The organism is Ruegeria sp. K11 (genome assembly GCF_056531905.1).
The window spans coordinates 56,116-73,411 of record NZ_JBQFMP010000016.1 but is presented as its reverse complement, the minus strand read 5'-3'; the positions used below and the strand labels follow the sequence as shown (position 1 = coordinate 73,411).

Sequence of the window (17,296 nt, the reverse complement as noted above, 5' to 3'; positions counted from 1 at the left end):
TCCGAAACGGCGCAGACGAAGGCAGCCTTCTACCCGGCATCGCGGATGGACTTCTAGGCATGCACTTTATCGCCGCTACACTGGCGTCATCACAACAGGGCGGCCGTTGGCACGGGATTTTGGTTTAAGACAAACTTATGCTGCAAAGAGGTTAACCTGCTGGTTTCCCCATAATTTAGGCCAAGTAGGCCGTGTTGACAAAGAGGGTTCACATCGGCTTCGACTTGGTCATGTTCGATAACCTGCCAGCATGGCCTGAGAAAATATCATAGCTCAATTAGATGGTTTGCCTTCATCAGTCGACCGGAGCAGTGCCTGGAATCATCGAACGCTGCTCCGGTCATTTTGTTAGGATGCCGCTTTGATCTGTTCGACGGCTTCCTGCGTTGTCCAAACCGCATTTGCCATGTATCGGAAGTTGGTCAATGCTGCGAGATACCCATCCCCTTCGGGCAGCATCGCTGCGGCGGTCGCGTCTTTGACAACGGCGACTTCAAACCCGTCCTCCAGCAACTCGCGCAGGTGGCTTTCGGTACACAGATTGGCCGACATTCCGGCAAGAATAACCTGATCAACACCTGCCTTGCGCAGTTGCAATGACAGGTCATTGGTGTCGTTGCCATAGACTTTGTGCGGAGAGGTCACGATGGTTTTGCCATCCTCGATATACTGCTTGTATTGCGGCATCCAATCCGCGCCCGAGTTCTCAAACCCGTCGATGATCAGCGGGCCTTTGCGGTCAAACATGCCGATCTTGTGCATCAGCTTTTCCAGCGCGCCTTCGAATTTCCAGCCGTGGTCCGTCGGGTAGTAGTAATGCGGAGAGACCGCGACCGTGATCTCGGCATCCTTGGCGTTCTTGAACAGGGTTTCAATGTTCTCGACAGTGTTGTGTTCCTCGACGCTGGCACCGATGACGCCCCAGGTTACGCCTTCGGGGTGCAGAAAGTCGATCTGCGGATCGGTCACGACCAGCGCAGCACGGCTGAGGTCCAGCTTCATGTCCGAAGGGGGCAGAGCGGGTTCGGCTGGATCAGCATAGGGGTTGGCGTTTTGCGCCTGAGCAGATCCGGCAGTCACAGCCGCCGCAGCGGTGGCGGCAGTTGCGGCCAGACCACCCCTTAACGCCGCGCGGCGCGAGATGTGGTTTTTCTTGGGATCATGATCGTGACAATCACACATTGTCTGTCTCCTTCATCGGGTTGCGATGACATCAACATAGGATACGGGATGTATCATTTCGTCCGATTGTCGGGCGTTCTGACCAATGGACGTATCATTGCGTCCACAATCCGGGTAGATAGAGCCCATGAAGTACGAATATGTTTTCGATCAGCTCGATATTTCGACTGACCCTTTTGCCGTTTGTGAAATCAAGGGCAATTGCGAGGTGTCGATGGCGCAGGATGTCAGCGCGACACTGCACTATATTCTCAGCGGTCAAGGGGCCGTGTCGTTTCGGTCGGGGCCACATATTCCCATTTCTCCGGGGACTCTGGTGCTGGTACCCGCATTGGAAAGTCACACTTTGCGCAGCTCCGGGATGCCCGACAGCCTGCAACCGCACTGCAATCCGGCCGAGTTGAAATTGCGGCATATTTTGGCGGTCTCGGACAGCGCGATCGAGGGCGGCCAAATGACCGCCATCTGCGCCCGGGTCAAAGTCGGGTTGCGCGGGGCGATTGATGTGATCGATCTGATCCGGTCTCCGATTGTTGAAAAGATTGGCCCAGATAGCGCGCTGCGTTCGGCCATTGATGTTCTTCTGGGTGAGCTCAGCCATCCGGGAACGGGCAGCAGGGCCATGATCCGCGCGGTTCTGATCCAGTGCATGATCGAAATGTTGCGCAAGCGGCTGAACTCGGAAGAGGGCGATCTGCGCTGGATGGCAGCCTTGCGCGACCCGATGGTGTGGGAGGCGCTGCGCGTCATGCTCGATTCACCCGGTGATCCACACACCGTCGAATCTCTGGCCGAGCGCGTGGGCATGAGCCGATCCGCGTTTGCCCAGCGGTTTACGGCTGCTTATGGAAGCGGCCCGATCGAGTTGCTGCGCGATCTCAGGTTGCGGCATGCGGCGAATTTGCTGACATCGACCGACATGCCCGTCAAACGCATCGCGCATCAGGTGGGGTTCAACAGCCGGACGGCTTTCAGTCGGGTATTTGAACAACGCACCGGCGAAAGCCCTAACCAGTTTCGAAAGTCACACCGGGCGGGATGAAGGCTCAGGATGCTGACGTGACATGCATCATTGATGCTTCAAGATCGTCAATCAGATCATCAATATGTTCCAGCCCGCAATGCAGGCGTATTTGCGGGTAGGCGTCGGGCGAAAGTCCTTCCTTGGGATTCAGCGCCAGCGCCAGACTTTCAAAACCGCCCCAGGATGCGCCAACCGAAAACAACGCCAGACGGTCCACAAAGGCGTCGGGGTCCAGCCCGTCTTTCAGGCTGAAACTGATCATCCCGTTGACGCCACTGGCATCCCGCGCCCAGTGCTCATGCCCCGGATGGCCCCTCAGACCGGGATGCCAGACGCGCAGTACCTCGGGGCGTTTGAGCAGCCATTGCGCAGCCAGAGTGCTGTTTTCAGCATGCCGGTCCAACCTGATTGCCAGAGTACGGAGCCCCCGGAGGCACGCATAAGCGTCATCCGGGCCAACAATCTGACCCGTGCGCAGCGTATGCGCGCGCAAATTGGTAACGGCCCCTCTCTGTGCGACGGCTGCTCCGATCATGGTATCTGCGTGGCCGCTCAGGTATTTGGTTCCCGAAATTACCGAAACGTCACACCCCAGCAACAAGGGCTGGTACAACCAGCCAGAACCATAGGTGTTATCGGCCACAACAACCAGATCTGCAGCATGGGCGCTTTGGCAAACAGCGGGTACGTCCATCACTTTGAAGGTCTGGGACGTGGGGGATTCCACGACAACCAATTTCGTATTGTCCCGAATAAAAGGTGACAGGTCGGTTGTATCCCAAGGGAAGTAGCTGACATCGATCCGCATCTGAGTCAGATAATCACGGCAATAAGACTGTGTGGCGTGAAACGCCTCATCCACCATGAGGACGTGATCACCGGTTCTTACAAAGGCCGATAGCGCAGTCGCCATTGCAGCAACACCTGACGGGTAAAGAAAACAGGCCTCGCCCTGTTCCAGATCACATAGCGCGGCGGACAAAGCATGCGAGGTCGATGTGCCCCGCCGTCCATAGGAGACCACTCGGTCATCGGTTTCACGTCTGAGTTTTGCGTCGCGAAAGGTTGACATCGTGTCATGCAGAACGGTCGACGCCCGTTCGATTGGCGGGTTGGCCGGGCCGGGCAGAGGGCCCCGACCGTAATGTAGCAATTTGGTTTCGCGCCGCATTTTTCCCGAATATCTCCGTTAAAAAGTGTGCGTTCAGCTTAAGCGGGCGGCCAGGCCAAGCCCCATCAGCAAAGCCAGGCCCGAACTGTGCCCGATCCCGCGTAGTCTGCTGGCGGCTCGTTTAAATTTGTCCTGTATTCCAGACGAACGATCCGGGCAGGGCTCCAAAGCCAGTCTCATTCCTGCGTGGACAAGGTCATGTACGGGTTGAATGCTCTGGCCCTCTGCCGCCCATTTCAGGAAAGCACGGCTCAGATCGTTCGTCTGAGCCTTCATTGCAATGGTTCGAAGCGTCTCAGGTGCCGTACCGGCCCATGCATGATACAACAAGACCCCGGCCAGCACGTCATCGCCGGTTGGCGTCAGCCCGCCCCCTCGGCCTTGAAGCAGAGATCGCGCGCTGTCCAGTTCACCTGCCTCAAGGATCGTGGTCAGTGAGGGCAGGATGGGCTCCATGTCATCAGGAACATCGTCAAGACGGTAAAGCTTTGACAACTGAGGGTTGATGCGTATCAGATCGGTGTTCGTCGGACGATAGGGGCAGTACCGGGTCGCGGACCTGAGCGAGATGGCAATGGGCCCGATGTCCAGGAGGTGCGAACAAATCCCTACCCGGGTTCCAACCAAAGGCCGCGGCGGCTGGTTTTTCAGGACCAAATGAATGGGTCCGGCCGGAATCTGAGGGCCGCCCACTGCAAAAATCCGCCTTTGTTCATCCCTCAGGTAGAACCCGCTTGAGAATTCCGAGATCACTTCAGCTTCAATCCGTGCACCGGTTTGGGCGACAGGTATCCCGTCACCCAATTTATCGGCCAGATAGATCGACGCTATCTCAGGGTATCCGGCGGTCAAGGTCAATCAGGGCGTCCACGAAACACTTGAGCGGGGCCCAGGCCACCCCGGCCCCGACCTGCCCGCTGCCGTCCGAGACATGGATGATCCCGGTATTCACCGCTGGCGTGATCGACAATTCGGCCACCTTGCGCACATCGACGCCAACAGGGGTGCCAACATTGTCCAGAATGGGCAGGCGGAAACGCGTGCTTTCTCCGGCGCAAATGCGCTGCATGCTTTGGGTTGCGGCAATGGCATCTGACATGCGTCCGCCCAGAAAGCCCGCCACAGCCGGAGAGTTCGCAGCCGCCGGACCACCCAGCCCGATCAGTTCCAGAACCGCGCTGTCGCCGATATCCGGCGCGCTGGTCTCGGGCCCCTGACCGGGATAGTACAGCGCATCCTGAATAGGCGGAGAGTCGGTGATAAACCAGTTTCCCGCCTTGCCGGGCAGGCGGACGCCATAGGTGGCGCCGTTGCGGCTCATGGTGGTGACGATGCTGGCGTTTTCCACATCCGCTGCTGAATCTACCAGCGATTTTGCCGCCGCCATGGCCACGTTGAGGAACATCAGGTGATTGGCGCTGAGGAAGGTGGCCACTTCGCCCGCGCGGTCATGATCGCTGGCGACCAGATGGGGCAGAAGATCGCGCAGGAACAGGTTGGTGGTGGCCTGAACGCGCATATGCACATCGTCCCCCATCGGAACGCCTTGTGCGGCCAGTGACAGAATGTCGATTTCGCCCTTGGCCTTCAATGCCCCGGCCAGAACCGGCCCGACCGCGTCGCGCAGGAATCGCAACCGTTCGATGGCCTCGTCATTGTCGACGCCAAACCACGCAACTTTGCCCGAGCCCTGATTGACGCTGGAAAAGGTGGTGGTGCCTCCGAATTCATTCTCGACCACATAAACCGGGGCCGACGGGCCAATGGATGTAGCCATGGGCACAACTGTTGAGCTTTCGTTGGCGGGCTTCAGTTCAACCTCGCCTGCGGTGACAAGCTGTTCTGCCGCTGCGACATCCACTGCCCAACCCTCGGCCACAATGGTGGCCTTGATCGAGCGTTGCAGCGGGTTGGGCATGTCGGCCCAGGCAATCGCCGGGCCGCAATGCAAGACCGACCGCTCGCCCATGTCGGGGATGACGGCCCCGGCGCGGTCGATGCCTTTCAGCATCGGTACGCCTTCGTTGATGCGGTGGATCACTTCGGCATTGGCCTTGTCCACAATGGCGGCCTTGGGACCCAGCAAACGGCTCAGCGCGCCAACGACCTCGGGGTCGCCGCCTCCGGGAATGCGCCAGTCCACCCCAACCACGGATGCACCCTGATCCCGGGCCGAGGTTTCGAACATCGGCAGGCCGATATTCACGATGCTAACACTTTCCGGCAGTTTTACGACGGGCGAAGCGGTCATGAGGTCATCCCTTCCAGCGAGCAATGTAACATATAGGAAATGATTAATTACCTATAATGAACATGTCAAACTCTATTGCGTGTTTTCGGACCGCGGGGTCCGGAAAGCCCCGGGTCCGGGCGGGTGGACGCCCCGGACCCGGGACTGACGCTTCAATCGAACCCGAATGCAAAGAGGTTCGAAAAGGCGTCATTCCCATTTGCGGCTTTGCGCAGACCGCCAGCGTTCATCCGGCGTCAGGCGCGATTACAGATGACTTGATCAGTATGTCAGGCGCGGACTTGAGCGTGTTGGTGACGTAGCACACCCGTTCCGCCGCCTTGATGATCGCGTCCACCTCACCAGCATCACACCCCAACTGACTGGAGATGGTGATCGCCGAGTATTTGGGTCCGTCATAGGTCCCGGTGACCGAAACCCTCAGATCGCTCAGTTCGATCTGGCGTTTGCGCGCGCAATAGGCCACAGCAACCGTGAAACATGAGGCCACCGAGGCCAGCAGAACAGATGTGGGTTCAGGGCCAAGATCCGTTCCGCCGACCGAGGGGGGTTCGTCAACCGTGACCGAGAACCCACCGCCCATATCGACGTCGCAGCACAGGTCTCCGCGCCAGACGCTTTCAACTGTCTTCTGCCCGCTCAATGCGTGTGCCCGTGATCATGATCGTGGTCGTGGCGATGATCGTGACCATGGGGGCGTTTGCAGAAATCCTGGGTCAGCGCATCGATGTCCTGCTTGCTCAGCAAGCCATTATCGACCACCAGCGCCTCAAGCGTTGCGAACCACCGCTCGTAATAGCGGTAAGGCGTTTCCAGACTGTCATAATCCTGTTCGTATTCCGCGATTGCGGCGATCAGACCGTGCTGAAAATCAGTCCAGTTGAACACGCCCTGATCCGCCAGCGCGGCAGCGATGCCAAAAGCACGGCTTTCCCAGGGTTCCTGAAACACCAGTTCACCGTTCGAACGGGGCAGAGGTGTCTGGGACTCGGGTCCCATATTGTCCATCATGCTCATGGGTCAGCCCGCCGCAACCTGCGCCACACCAACCATCGCATCGCGCGTCACCAGCTTGGCCAGATCGTCCTCGGACATCCCGTCAGTGCCTTCGGGGCGCATCGGCAACACGAAATAGCGGTTCTCGGCGCTGGAATCCCAGACCGTGATCTCCACACCTTCGGGCAGGTCCAACCCCATCTCTTTCAGCAGCGTGCGCGGTTCGCGGACCGAGCGGGACCGATAAGCCGGATCCTTGTACCAATCCGGCGGCAGCCCCAACAGCGGCCACGGATAGCACGAGCACAGGGTGCAGACGACCATATTGTGCATCTCGGGAGTGTTCTCGACCACCACGATATGCTCACCCTGAGGCCCGCCAAAACCCATTTCCTTGCAGGCTTCGGTTCCATCGGCCAGCAGGCGTTTGCGAAAGTCGTCGTCTACCCAGGCCTTGGCCACAACCTTGGCCCCGTTCATCGGTCCCACGTCATTTACATAGCGGTTGATGAACCCGTCCAGCACATTGGGATCGACCAGACCACGCTCGACCAGCAACGCTTCCAGCGCTTCGACGCGCAGCTGCGGCGAGGGGTAATCTTTGGGATGAGGAAGTTCGGTCATGCGGCCTCCATATAGCTTTCGAACAGGTCGATGCGGACCTTGGATTTCTCGGCGTTCTCGCCCCACAGCTCGGTCGAGTCGAATTCGACCGTGTACACATGCTGCGGGTTTTCGCCGACGAAATGTGCTGTGCTGTCAGGCAGAACAGCGGCAGGACGCCGTGCGATGACGGTTCCGACATGGCCGCGGATATAGGCGGGCAACCGGGTATGGCCCGATTTGCGAACAGACGATGCGCGGACAGTCTGGCCCGCCTGAAATTTCGGCTCGTCGTCAATCTGGCGCAGGGATCCGGCGCCGCCGCGTTCATATTGCGGTTTGTTGGTTTCGACATCCGCCGGTTCCTCGACGTCTTCGCCCTGCATCACGCGGGCGCGGGCGGCCACAGCGCCGGGGGCCAGAACGCCACTGTCAACGCACAAAAGCTCGGCCGTGCTGATCCAGCGCCCGTAATAGCCCTCGGACAGGTAATCGACCGGGTGCAGCCGTTCCAGCGCGTGGCGGAACGCGTCCAGATTGGTGCCCGAAACCCCCATCGAGGCCAGGCTCAGGGCAAAGGCGCGCGCTTCCCAATCTTCCTTGAAAACCGGCTCGTCCGGGTCGATCTCAACACGCCCCCAGCCTTCGGTCCCGCCCATGTCATGTATTCCATCCATGAATCGCCTCCCTTTCGTTTGTCTGGAACCGTATGGGAAGTTCCGTGAATGTGTCAACTATAAGAAATGTTCGTTACATTCGCGAAACGGTGTGCGTTGCTCCGGATTACGACAAGGGGATTGACCGAATTAATTATAAGAAATAATATAAGTCGTATCAGTAATGCCCTGTCGCAGGGTGTACGTCAGCCCGTTTCAAGAGGATTTCAAGACATGCTTGCCGATCCCCGCCCGCGCTTTCTTGACCTTGCGCCCCGCAGGCCCAAACCCAGAGCCGCGGGGCTGACGCATGTATTGGACAAGGGATGCACGGTATCCCATACGCGCGACGTCATTCAGCAGGCTGCGGGCCTGATCGACATCTGGAAATTCGGCTGGGGCATCTCGTATATTGATCCCAATGTCCGCACCAAGGTCGCTGAATTGAGGGACGCGGGAATCAAGACCTGCACCGGCGGCACGCTGATGGAGATTTCGCGCCTGCAGGATCAGGTGGGTCCCATGCTGAACTTCGCATCCGAGGTGGGTTTTGACTGTGTCGAGATATCGGACGGCGCGTCAGAAATTCCTGTCGCGGAAAAACAGGAGCTGATTGCCCGGGCCCGCGATGCCGGGTTTGAGGTTCTGGCCGAAGTCGGCAGCAAGGACCCGAACCAGACAGCAGAGCCCGAGGACTGGATCGCCGAGATCGAAGGCGATCTGGCGGCCGGGGCAAGCTGGATCGTGGCCGAGGGGCGCGAAAGCGGCACGGTCGGCCTGTACCAGTCCGATGGCAGCGTTCGCTGTACTCTTATCGAGGCGCTGATGAACAGTGACTACGCCAGCAAATTGATCTTTGAGGCCCCGCGCCGTGATCAGCAAGTTTTGCTGATCAAGCATTTCGGATCCGAAGTGAATCTGGGGAATATTCAACTGGACGAGGTGCTGGGGCTTGAGACTCTGCGGCTTGGTCTTCGCGCGGACACCATGAAGACGGAACACGTGCAAAAGGCCCGCTCGGATGTTCGACTTTGATGCCGCGACCCGCAATGTTGTGCCCAACCGATACCGAACAGTTGCTCTGGCCACCGATCTGCCCAGCCTTGATCCCGACGGGCTGATCGCCCATTTCACCGGGCGCGAAGCCTATATGCGCACGCGGTTCATCGTGGCCCGGCATGGGTCCGAAACCTGTTTGCTGGAAGTCGCGCGGGACAACGATACCGACCTGTTTTCACCAATCACCTCGGTTCGGATGCTGGCCGGTCCGGCGGATTGTGTCTATGTCCATGCGGACTGGGCCGATGCCGGTGTCCCCTCGCATCTGGCCGCCGTGGCAGAAGATCATCCGCAGAAAACATGCGTCGTGATCGAAGGGCGGTATTCCCATGTCAGTTTCATCCTGAACCCCGATCCGATCCGCCTGCAGGTTCTGGATATCGTGCCGCCGTTCCCGTCAAAGCTGGTCGATCAGGTCACGCGAGTCCTGGACGGGGCAGAAACCCTGCCGCCGATTGTTGTGGTTCCAGTGCTGACCGACAGCCGCGATGTGCTTGCAGCCGAGCGCACACCGGTGCCCGAACGGCTCTTGGTGCCGTGCCGGGGCTCGGGCATCGACATCGAAGAGACCTCAGTGTCTTATCTGGATGAGCGTCCTGCCCAGCAGGATTGGGTGCTGCTGGGGTGCGAACGCTCGGACCAGATCCACAACTGGTTCTACAAGAAACCGCCTGATCTTGTGGATACCTGCCCGCGAAAGTTTCTGCCTCAGCTTGCCCAATCCGACGGGCCGATCCTTACGCGGTGCTGCCTGTTGCAGGAAGGAATCGAAGACCGCGGCGATGCGGTCTTTGTGCCCTGGGGGGCGTCACTGGACGAGGTCCGCGCGGCCATCGAAACGGTTATCGAAAAGACGGGGGTCGCATGGTCGCACATATGATAGATTCTCAGGTCTTCGGCCATCAGTGGACAACCGCCGAGGGCCGCGCGATCTTTGACGAAACCGCCCGTGTCGGCAGATGGCTGGAGGTGATCATCGCTCTGGCCCGTGCGCAGGCGGCGTGTGGTATCATCCCCGGGTCGGTGCTGCCGGCAATCGAAGGGCTGGCGCAGACCGATTTGCCGATTGACGCCATCGCGCAGCAGACCCGTGCGACGTCGCATTCGACGCTGGGCATGATCCATGTTCTGCGCGACCTGTTGCCGGATGAGGCGCAGGAATACGTCTATTACGGCACCACGGTGCAGGACATCACCGACACGTCACAATTGCTGGAAATGCAAGCCGTGGCCCGCCTGATCTGGCGCGACCTGTGGCAAACCGAGGGGCTGCTGCTGGCAATGGCGGAACAGCACCGCGAAACGCCGATGGTGGGGCGTACCCACGGCCAGCCGGGATCGCCCATTACCTTTGGCCTGAAGGCCGCCGTCTGGGCCGATGAACTGGGGCGCCACCTGCAGCGGTTGCAACAGGCGCAGGACCGTCTGTTTGTGGGCCAGCTTGGGGGTGCTGTCGGATCGCTTGGGTTTTTTCGCGACAAGGCGCTGCCGCTGCGGGCGACATTCTGCGCCGAGCTCGACCTGAAAGAGCCCGATATCAGCTGGATCAACGCGCGCGACCGGTATTGTGAGTTTGCTCAACTGCTGGCGATGATCACCGCCACGCTTGCTAAGATCGCCAACGAGACCTTTACCCTGCAGCGCAAGGAAATCGGCGAACTGGCCGAACGCACCAACCCCAACACGGTCGGCAGCATCACCATGCCGCACAAGCGCAATCCTGAATCCAGCGAACAGATCGTGGCGCTGTCAAAGCTGGTGCGCGCCAATGCAGGTGTGATGACCGAGACCATGTTGCAGGAAAACGAACGCGATGCCCGCGCGTGGAAGGTCGAATGGGCCGTATTCCCGGAATTGTGCCAATACAGCCTTGCCGCAGCGGCGATGACGCGAGATCTGGTTGACGGGCTTGAGGTGAACGCCGATGCCATGCGCCGCAACCTGCTGCAGGAATCCGCCTCGGAAGGCGTGCTGTCGGCGCTGTCGGAAAGGCTGGGCAAGCACAAGGCGCAAGCCGCCTTGCAGGAGGCCTACCGCAAAGTGCGTGAACAGGGTGTGACCATTCCCGAGGCGCTGTCGGACCTGATCGAAGGGTTCGAAATGGCCACGGACCCCGACATTGATACCGGTGCGTCGGCCCAGATGGTCGCTCGGGTTCTGGCCCGCGCCAATGCGCGTCGCCGCACCGAAAGCGCGACCGCCTTTTGATCCGCCGCGCCCAATCATGCCTACAGGAGATCGCCCATGTCCGTCGATGAATCAACACCGGTATCGCAGCGTCTGGCGGGGCCATCCTCGTCCGGGCCCGCGCAAGAGCTGATCGATGCGGGTTTTGCCTGGGAAATCGCCGACGCGCCGGTTCTGCACCACGGGCTGAACATCGCGGATCTGGGGCATGTGCAGGACCTGATGCACCGTCGCATCATCCCTGATGACGCCGCCAAACAGCTGCTGCGGGTGCTGCTTGAGGCGCATGAAACCCCGGTCGAGGACTTTCCCTACAACGCAGCCTATGGCGAGCCCTACAATTCGCGTGAACGGCATTTCGTGTCGCTGATCGGGGACGCGGCGGGCTGGCTGCACGCCGGGCGACCGCGGCGCGAGGCCGCGCGCGTCGCGTTTCGGGTCGAGGTCCGTCGTCTGACGGCGGAACTGATCCGCTCGGTCAGTACCTTTGCGGAAACCACGGCTACATTTGCCCGCGATCACCGCGACGTTCTGATGGCCGATCAGACCTATCTGCAACAGGCCCAACCCTCGACCTTCGGGCATTACCTGCTGGCCTTTGCGCCTCCGGCGTTGCGCGATGCCGAGCGGATGCTGACCTGCCTGTCGCAGATCAACCAGAGCCCGGGTGGGGCCGGGTGCGTGAATGGCACGCAATTGCTGGATGACCGGACGTATATCGCCGATCTGATGGGGTTTGACGGCGTCATTGATCATACGCGCGATGCGATGTGGCAGACCGATACGTTTATCGATGTGCTCTCGTCGGCCGTAAGCGCGCTGTCGAACCAGTCGAAACTGGCCGAAGATCTTGAGATCTGGTCCAGTCAGGAATTCGACTATGTCGATCTGGCGGGGCCTTACACGCGATCCTCGGTCCTGATGCCGCAAAAGCGCAACCCGTATTCCCTGTCCATCGTACGCGGCGGGGGCGGTGTTCTGATCGGGCGGCTCAGCGGGTTTCTGGCCGTGGTCAAAAGCCCCTCGGCCCGCAGTGACAACCTGATCTTCGCCTATGGTGAAGTGCCCCGCGCGCTGGATTTCTCGGCCAAGATCAGCGATCTGATGACCGGTGTTGTCGGCACCCTGACCGTCAATCGCGAGCGCATGTGGACGCTGTTGGAAAACAGCTTTTGTCAGGCGACCGATCTGGCCGAACATATCATGCTGACGCATCAACTGGATTATCGCATGGCCTATCGGATCGTGGGCGAAGCCGTGAAGGTGGCCAGCCGCGCGGGTTTGCGCGGGGTTGATATCACGCCCGAAATCATTGCGGATGCGGCGCAAACCATTGCCGGAATTCCGTTGAAGCCCGATGCAGAGACACTCAAAAAGGCGCTGGACCCACGTAACATCGTGGCGACCAGAACCGCTCCGGGTGGGGCCGCGCCGGACGTCGTGCTTGGCATGGCCGAACGCAACATCGACGCTGCCATGACGTTGAAGCAGCAGGCCGAAGCCGCGCTCGGGCGATTCTCGGAGGCCGAAGCAGCATTGCTGGATCGCGCGGCGCGTGTCATTAACGATGGTTAATATAAATCTGACCACGTTTTCGTGAGCGCCCTGCGGCTTTGGCCTAAAATTTAGACGTTCGAGCGTCCCTCTTGGGGCTGGTCGGCCGTTTCCGGACGACTCTGATGCGCGCCACTGGATCAGAAGTGGTGCTGTTGTTGTTAATAAAATAAGGACCAAACGCTCTGTCTGCCAGAGAATGGCACCGAGTCCCGCGCGGGTGACGCGTTCGGGGCAAGGCGGCAAGTGGCGATCCTCTGCCTTCCGACCCCGGGCGGGGCAGGCGAAACGGAAAGGAAACAGAAAGCTTGACGGATAGTTTATGGCTTTCTACGATACGACACACAACATTCTGATGGTTAACCGTTCGGCAAGGGAGATGTCCGTGAAAATTGTGATGATCGGGGGCGGGCCGGGTGGGCTCGGTGCGGCCGGAGCGGCCAAGGGAACGGACCCCAAGGCAGAGACCATCGTCTACACTCAGTTCGAAGATGTTGCCTATAGCCCCTGCGGCATTCCATTTGTTCACGGCAAAGAGATCGACTCGTTTGACCGCCTGTTCCTTGCAACCAAGGAACAGTACATGGAGCAGGGGATCGACGTTCACTATGAAACCACGGTGAACGCGATCGATCGGGCCAACAAAAAGATCAATGTCGCCGGTGAGGGCGATATTTCATACGATAAACTGATCCTGTGTTCGGGCTGGCGCTACAAGGAGCTGGACATTCCGGGGCAGGACCTTGGCGGCATCTACCGGGTCAAGAACATCCGCAGCGCGATGGATTGGGACAAGTTTCTGGACAATGTCAAAACCGCCGTGGTGGTCGAGGCAGGCCCCATCGCCGTTGAAATGGTCTCGGCCATGGTGCATCGCGGCATCAAGACCACGCTGGTCGATCCGAACCCGTGGCCGATGGCCGATGTGGTGGACCCCGACATCATCGAACCGGTCCGCAAGGATTGGGAGGACGCTGGCGTCGATATGCGCTGGGGCGAGCGCGTGACCGCCTTCCGTGGCGACAAGAACGTGACCCATGTAGAGACCACCTTTGGCGACGTTCAGGCCGACATCGTCATACTGGGGACACCGAAGGTTCCCAACAACGATCTTGCCACTGCCGCAGGTCTGAACATCGGCAGTACCGGCGGGATCGTGATCGACAGCAAGGGCCAGACCTCGGACCCGAATATCTATGCTGCGGGCGACTGCGCTGAGATTGTGCACGGTGTCACTAACCTGCCGCTGCAAGGGCTGACCGGCAGCCATGCCTATGCGCAGGGCAAGGTCGCGGGTGTGAACGCCGCCGGTGGCGAGCGGATTTACCAGCCGGTCCATGTGCCCTGGGGCATGCTGGCGGGCGAGTGGATGATCGGCGGTTTTTCCTTCGGGGAAACCTCGGCTACGGCGGTGGGGATGGAATATGTCTGCGGGAAGACCACCGGTATCACCCGCGCGCGTTATTATCCCGGCGTGCGTCCGATCACCGTGAAACTGCTGGTCGATCCCAAGACACGCGGCCTGTTGGGCGCGCAGATGGTGGGTGGCGAAGGCGTCAAGGAACGCGCGGATTTTCTGGGCGTGGCCTCGCGCGCGGGGCTGACCATTGATGCGCTGGCCACGATGGAGAACGTGTATTCCCCCGCGATCGGGGCGCTGAACGAACCCATTCAGATTGCCGCTGCCGATGCGGTGATGAAACTGGACGGAAAGGTCTGAGGCGATGACGTTTTCCCAATGGCTACGTGAAAACGCTGAACATTATCTGCTGTGCGAAGCGCAGGACAAGATGGCCCGCCGCACGGGCCTGAACCCGCCCAACAAACCGCGTGGGCTGAAAGACAGGTTCTGGCGTCAGCTGATCATTCCGATCTACCACATGATGCCCTGGGGCATGAAAAAATGGTTCATGGATGCCATCCCCGGCAGCCACAAAAAACACTGGCCCCGCAAAAACTTCCGTTTCAGGCAGTAGGGTCGATCAGGTTCCACGAGAGGCGCTCTTTCTCGGGACATTCAAACTAAACACAACTGCAACAAGGGAGTTGAAATGCCTCAAACTGTTAAAATCGACGCGCCGAAGGAAGGTGATATTCTCTTTGACGTTGAAGAGAAGATCTTTCCCGATCACAAGGCAAATGAAGGCGACAAGGCTTATGTCTTCATGCACACAGTTCCGTTTGAAGGCTCGGTCGGTCTGGTGAACATGCTGACGGCCACACGGCTGCAGCGCAAGGGCTTTGAACTGACGTTCATCCTGTACGGCCCCGGCGTTCTGATGGCGTCCGCTGCGCGCGGCTATCCGGCTGTTGGCAATGACGCGTTCCCGGGCAATCTGGGATATAACCGCCAGCTCAAGACCCTGATCGACGAAGGCGCTACCGTCTATGCCTGCCGCTTTGCGATGGGTGCGCTGTATGGCATGCGCGAGGATGACCTGATCCCCGGCGTCAAGGCCTTTAACCCGCTGGACGTTCTGGATGCCAACATTCAGGCCTATCGTGAGCGCGCGCTGGTCTTCTCGACCTGGACGTTGTGATCCCGGTCATCTGAATCTGTCAGACGGGGCGGCGGGCATGACCATCCGCCCCGCCCTGGCCGAGGGACAGCACGGCTGTCCTGGCGGCCCATCAACCAACATCGGAGGACTGAACATGCACATCGAACCCGGAGTCGTCGTTGGTGCAAAACTGGCGCTGTCTTATGCGACCGCCGCCGGCGCGGCTGCCTATTCACTGAAACTCTGCGCAGATACAATGCGCGACAACGGAGCTGTCAGTTTTGTGGTCCGATCGGTGCTGGCGGTTGCTGCGGTCTTTGTTTTCTTCGAGGTCTTTCCGAAATACCCGGTTGGCGTGTCCGAGGTTCACTTTATACTTGGATCGACCTTGTTTCTGATACTGGGTGCAGGCCCCGCCGCAGTTGGGCTGGCATTGGGTTTGTTGGCGCAAAGCGCGCTGTTCGCCCCGGCCGACCTGCCGCAGTATTTCATGAACACGACCACGTTGCTCGTGCCGCTCTTTGCGGTGTCGGCGATGGCAAAACGGATCATAGCGCCCGAGACGGCCTATGTTGATCTGACCTATAAACAGACACTGGCGCTGTCGACGGCTTATCAGGGTGGCGTTGTCGCCTGGGTCGCTTTCTGGGCGTTCTTTGGTCAGGGTTTTGCTGCACCCAACATTGCTGCTGTCACTGCCTTTGGTGCAAGCTACATGCTGGTCATTCTGATCGAGCCGCTGATTGATCTTGCGGTTCTGGCGACGGCCAAGGCAATGCGCGGACTGGACGGATCGGGCCTGGTAGCGCAACGGCTGTATCACAGAGCGGTTTGACGTTCTTTTCTTCAACCAAATTAGAATGTCACATGGCCTGCCGCATAAATCGACAGGCCATTTTCTGTTGTAGCATCCGGCAAATGTGAAATTGTTATTAGCCGCTATACACCGAAATATGTTGCTGCGCCGTATTCGCCCAGCTATAGCGCGCGGCCAATTCAGGGCCGTTGGTGGCCAGCCGTTCGGCGGTGTGCGGTTCATCCAGCAGGCGGGCCATGCCGGATGCCAGCGAGTCCACATCCGCTGTTCTGGTCAGAATGGCATCCTGATCATGCCTCAGAAAATCGTGGAACACATCGATATCTGACGCCACGACCGGCAAGGAGGCACTGGCCGCCTCCAGAATGACCAGCCCCCAGCCTTCGTTGACCGACGGGAACACAAAGCCATCGGCGGCTGCGAACCACTGCGGAAACTCATCGTCATCGATGGTGCCCAGCAGGACCACATCCTTGTCCAGTTCCAACCCCAGATCGGGCAGTGAGCCCAGCACATCCTCGCGGTAGGCGCGGTAATCCTGGAAAGAATGCCCGCCGATCACCGCCAGAACCGGTGCGTCGTCGCGCTCGGCCTTCAGTTTGGCCAGCGCGTCGATCAGATGGCGGCTGCCTTTGCGCGGCTCGATCCCGCCGACGGTCAGATACATGAACCGGTCTGCTGACCCGTTCGCCAGACCGGCACGCGATCGCAGGTCCAAGCGTTTCTGCGCGCTGATTTCTTGCGCGAACCGGTCCGCACGGACGCCATTGGTGACAATTTTGGCCTCGACACCATAGTCTTTGCGCAAAATGTCCTGCCACAGCTTGCTGACCACCAGTACTTCGTCCGGTTCAAGGATCGCCTGTATTTGACAATTGATCAGCGCCTCTGTCGTGAAGTCATCGACATGATGCACCGTCCGGATCAGCTTGAACCCGCCCCCCGCATCGCGCACCCGCGCGGCCGCCCGGGCCGAGATACAATCCTGACTGTGGACAATGTCGAACCGGTCGCCCATGGCGGCCAGCCCGGCCTCCATCGCGTCGATCCAGCTGAAGACGCGATCTTCCAGTGCATCACGCCACTCGGGCGTCGGGACAATCTCGTAGTGGACGGACAGGTCGCGAAAGAAGCCTGCGTCAGGCTCGCCCATCGCGATGACCGTTACATCCACCCCGGCCTGCTGCAGGGCTTCTGCCAGTTCCAGTGTATGGACAACCCCGCCACGAGGTTTGATCGAATAGGTCGTCAGAGCGACCCGAGGAAACGACCGTTTCATATCACACCGTTTTCAA

Annotated in this window: 18 protein-coding genes; 9 read left to right on the top strand and 9 right to left on the bottom strand. The window is 59.5% G+C overall.

The features are described 5' to 3' along the window. Positions 1–348 precede the first annotated feature (348 nt). Positions 349–1,182, bottom strand: a complete 834-nt coding sequence (locus ACR0K4_RS20105; RefSeq protein ID WP_480520939.1) for a cysteine hydrolase family protein — start codon at positions 1,180–1,182, stop codon at positions 349–351. Between the two features lie 127 nt (positions 1,183–1,309). Here ACR0K4_RS20105 and ACR0K4_RS20100 point away from each other — a divergent pair, with 127 nt between their 5' ends. Then, positions 1,310–2,224, top strand: a complete 915-nt coding sequence (locus tag ACR0K4_RS20100) for a helix-turn-helix domain-containing protein (protein ID WP_480855463.1) — start codon at positions 1,310–1,312, stop codon at positions 2,222–2,224. Positions 2,225–2,228: 4 nt separating this feature from the next. Here ACR0K4_RS20100 and metC read toward each other — a convergent pair whose 3' ends face one another. The 7 genes from metC to nthB form a co-directional block, all read right to left on the bottom strand. Further along, positions 2,229–3,377, bottom strand: a complete 1,149-nt coding sequence (metC, locus tag ACR0K4_RS20095) for a cystathionine beta-lyase (RefSeq protein WP_480855462.1) — start codon at positions 3,375–3,377, stop codon at positions 2,229–2,231. A 33-nt stretch (positions 3,378–3,410) separates the two neighbouring features. Further along, on the bottom strand, positions 3,411–4,235 hold the full coding sequence (locus ACR0K4_RS20090; RefSeq protein WP_480855461.1) for an oxamate carbamoyltransferase subunit AllH family protein: 825 nt from the start codon (positions 4,233–4,235) through the stop codon (positions 3,411–3,413). After that, a complete protein-coding gene (locus ACR0K4_RS20085) occupies positions 4,210–5,628 on the bottom strand; it encodes a YlbE family protein (protein WP_480855460.1) in 1,419 nt (472 codons plus the stop codon). Before ACR0K4_RS20085 ends, ACR0K4_RS20090 begins: the two co-directional genes overlap by 26 nt. 226 nt (positions 5,629–5,854) lie before the next feature. Further along, positions 5,855–6,271, bottom strand: a complete 417-nt coding sequence (locus ACR0K4_RS20080) for an OsmC family protein (RefSeq protein WP_480520929.1) — start codon at positions 6,269–6,271, stop codon at positions 5,855–5,857. Further along, positions 6,268–6,645 carry a nitrile hydratase accessory protein gene (locus ACR0K4_RS20075; RefSeq protein WP_480855459.1) on the bottom strand — a complete coding sequence of 126 codons (378 nt, stop codon included), beginning with the start codon at positions 6,643–6,645 and terminating at the stop codon, positions 6,268–6,270. Before ACR0K4_RS20075 ends, ACR0K4_RS20080 begins: the two co-directional genes overlap by 4 nt. Positions 6,646–6,648: 3 nt before the next feature. Continuing rightward, on the bottom strand, positions 6,649–7,248 hold the full coding sequence (gene nthA / locus ACR0K4_RS20070; protein WP_480855458.1) for a nitrile hydratase subunit alpha: 600 nt from the start codon (positions 7,246–7,248) through the stop codon (positions 6,649–6,651). Next, entirely contained in the window at positions 7,245–7,904 is a 660-nt protein-coding gene (nthB, locus tag ACR0K4_RS20065; protein WP_480855457.1) for a nitrile hydratase subunit beta, read from the bottom strand. Before nthB ends, nthA begins: the two co-directional genes overlap by 4 nt. Positions 7,905–8,117: 213 nt before the next feature. Here nthB and ACR0K4_RS20060 point away from each other — a divergent pair, with 213 nt between their 5' ends. The 8 genes from ACR0K4_RS20060 to ACR0K4_RS20025 all read left to right on the top strand — a co-directional run bounded on the left by ACR0K4_RS20060 (position 8,118) and on the right by ACR0K4_RS20025 (position 16,019). Next, entirely contained in the window at positions 8,118–8,918 is an 801-nt protein-coding gene (locus ACR0K4_RS20060) for a phosphosulfolactate synthase (protein ID WP_480520921.1), read from the top strand. Then, positions 8,905–9,822, top strand: coding sequence for an XcbA family protein (locus tag ACR0K4_RS20055; RefSeq protein ID WP_480855455.1), 918 nt, complete (start codon positions 8,905–8,907; stop codon positions 9,820–9,822). Before ACR0K4_RS20060 ends, ACR0K4_RS20055 begins: the two co-directional genes overlap by 14 nt. Further along, the gene (locus ACR0K4_RS20050; protein WP_480855454.1) at positions 9,819–11,150 is read left to right on the top strand and encodes a class-II fumarase/aspartase family protein; all 1,332 of its coding nucleotides are present in this window, start codon (positions 9,819–9,821) and stop codon (positions 11,148–11,150) included. Before ACR0K4_RS20055 ends, ACR0K4_RS20050 begins: the two co-directional genes overlap by 4 nt. 36 nt (positions 11,151–11,186) lie before the next feature. Beyond that, positions 11,187–12,704: a lyase family protein gene (locus ACR0K4_RS20045; RefSeq protein WP_480855453.1), complete on the top strand. Its 1,518-nt coding sequence runs from the start codon at positions 11,187–11,189 to the stop codon at positions 12,702–12,704. Positions 12,705–13,062: 358 nt separating this feature from the next. Beyond that, on the top strand, positions 13,063–14,403 hold the full coding sequence (locus ACR0K4_RS20040) for an FAD-dependent oxidoreductase (RefSeq protein WP_480855452.1): 1,341 nt from the start codon (positions 13,063–13,065) through the stop codon (positions 14,401–14,403). A gap of 4 nt (positions 14,404–14,407) precedes the next feature. Further along, entirely contained in the window at positions 14,408–14,659 is a 252-nt protein-coding gene (locus ACR0K4_RS20035; RefSeq protein ID WP_480520911.1) for a hypothetical protein, read from the top strand. A gap of 75 nt (positions 14,660–14,734) precedes the next feature. After that, entirely contained in the window at positions 14,735–15,223 is a 489-nt protein-coding gene (locus tag ACR0K4_RS20030) for an MSMEG_0572/Sll0783 family nitrogen starvation response protein (protein ID WP_480520909.1), read from the top strand. A gap of 115 nt (positions 15,224–15,338) precedes the next feature. Continuing rightward, positions 15,339–16,019 carry an energy-coupling factor ABC transporter permease gene (locus tag ACR0K4_RS20025; protein WP_480855465.1) on the top strand — a complete coding sequence of 227 codons (681 nt, stop codon included), beginning with the start codon at positions 15,339–15,341 and terminating at the stop codon, positions 16,017–16,019. A 97-nt stretch (positions 16,020–16,116) separates the two neighbouring features. Here the strand turns inward: ACR0K4_RS20025 and ACR0K4_RS20020 are convergent, their stop codons facing one another. After that, positions 16,117–17,280 carry an MSMEG_0565 family glycosyltransferase gene (locus tag ACR0K4_RS20020; protein WP_480855451.1) on the bottom strand — a complete coding sequence of 388 codons (1,164 nt, stop codon included), beginning with the start codon at positions 17,278–17,280 and terminating at the stop codon, positions 16,117–16,119. Positions 17,281–17,296: the final 16 nt, after the last annotated feature.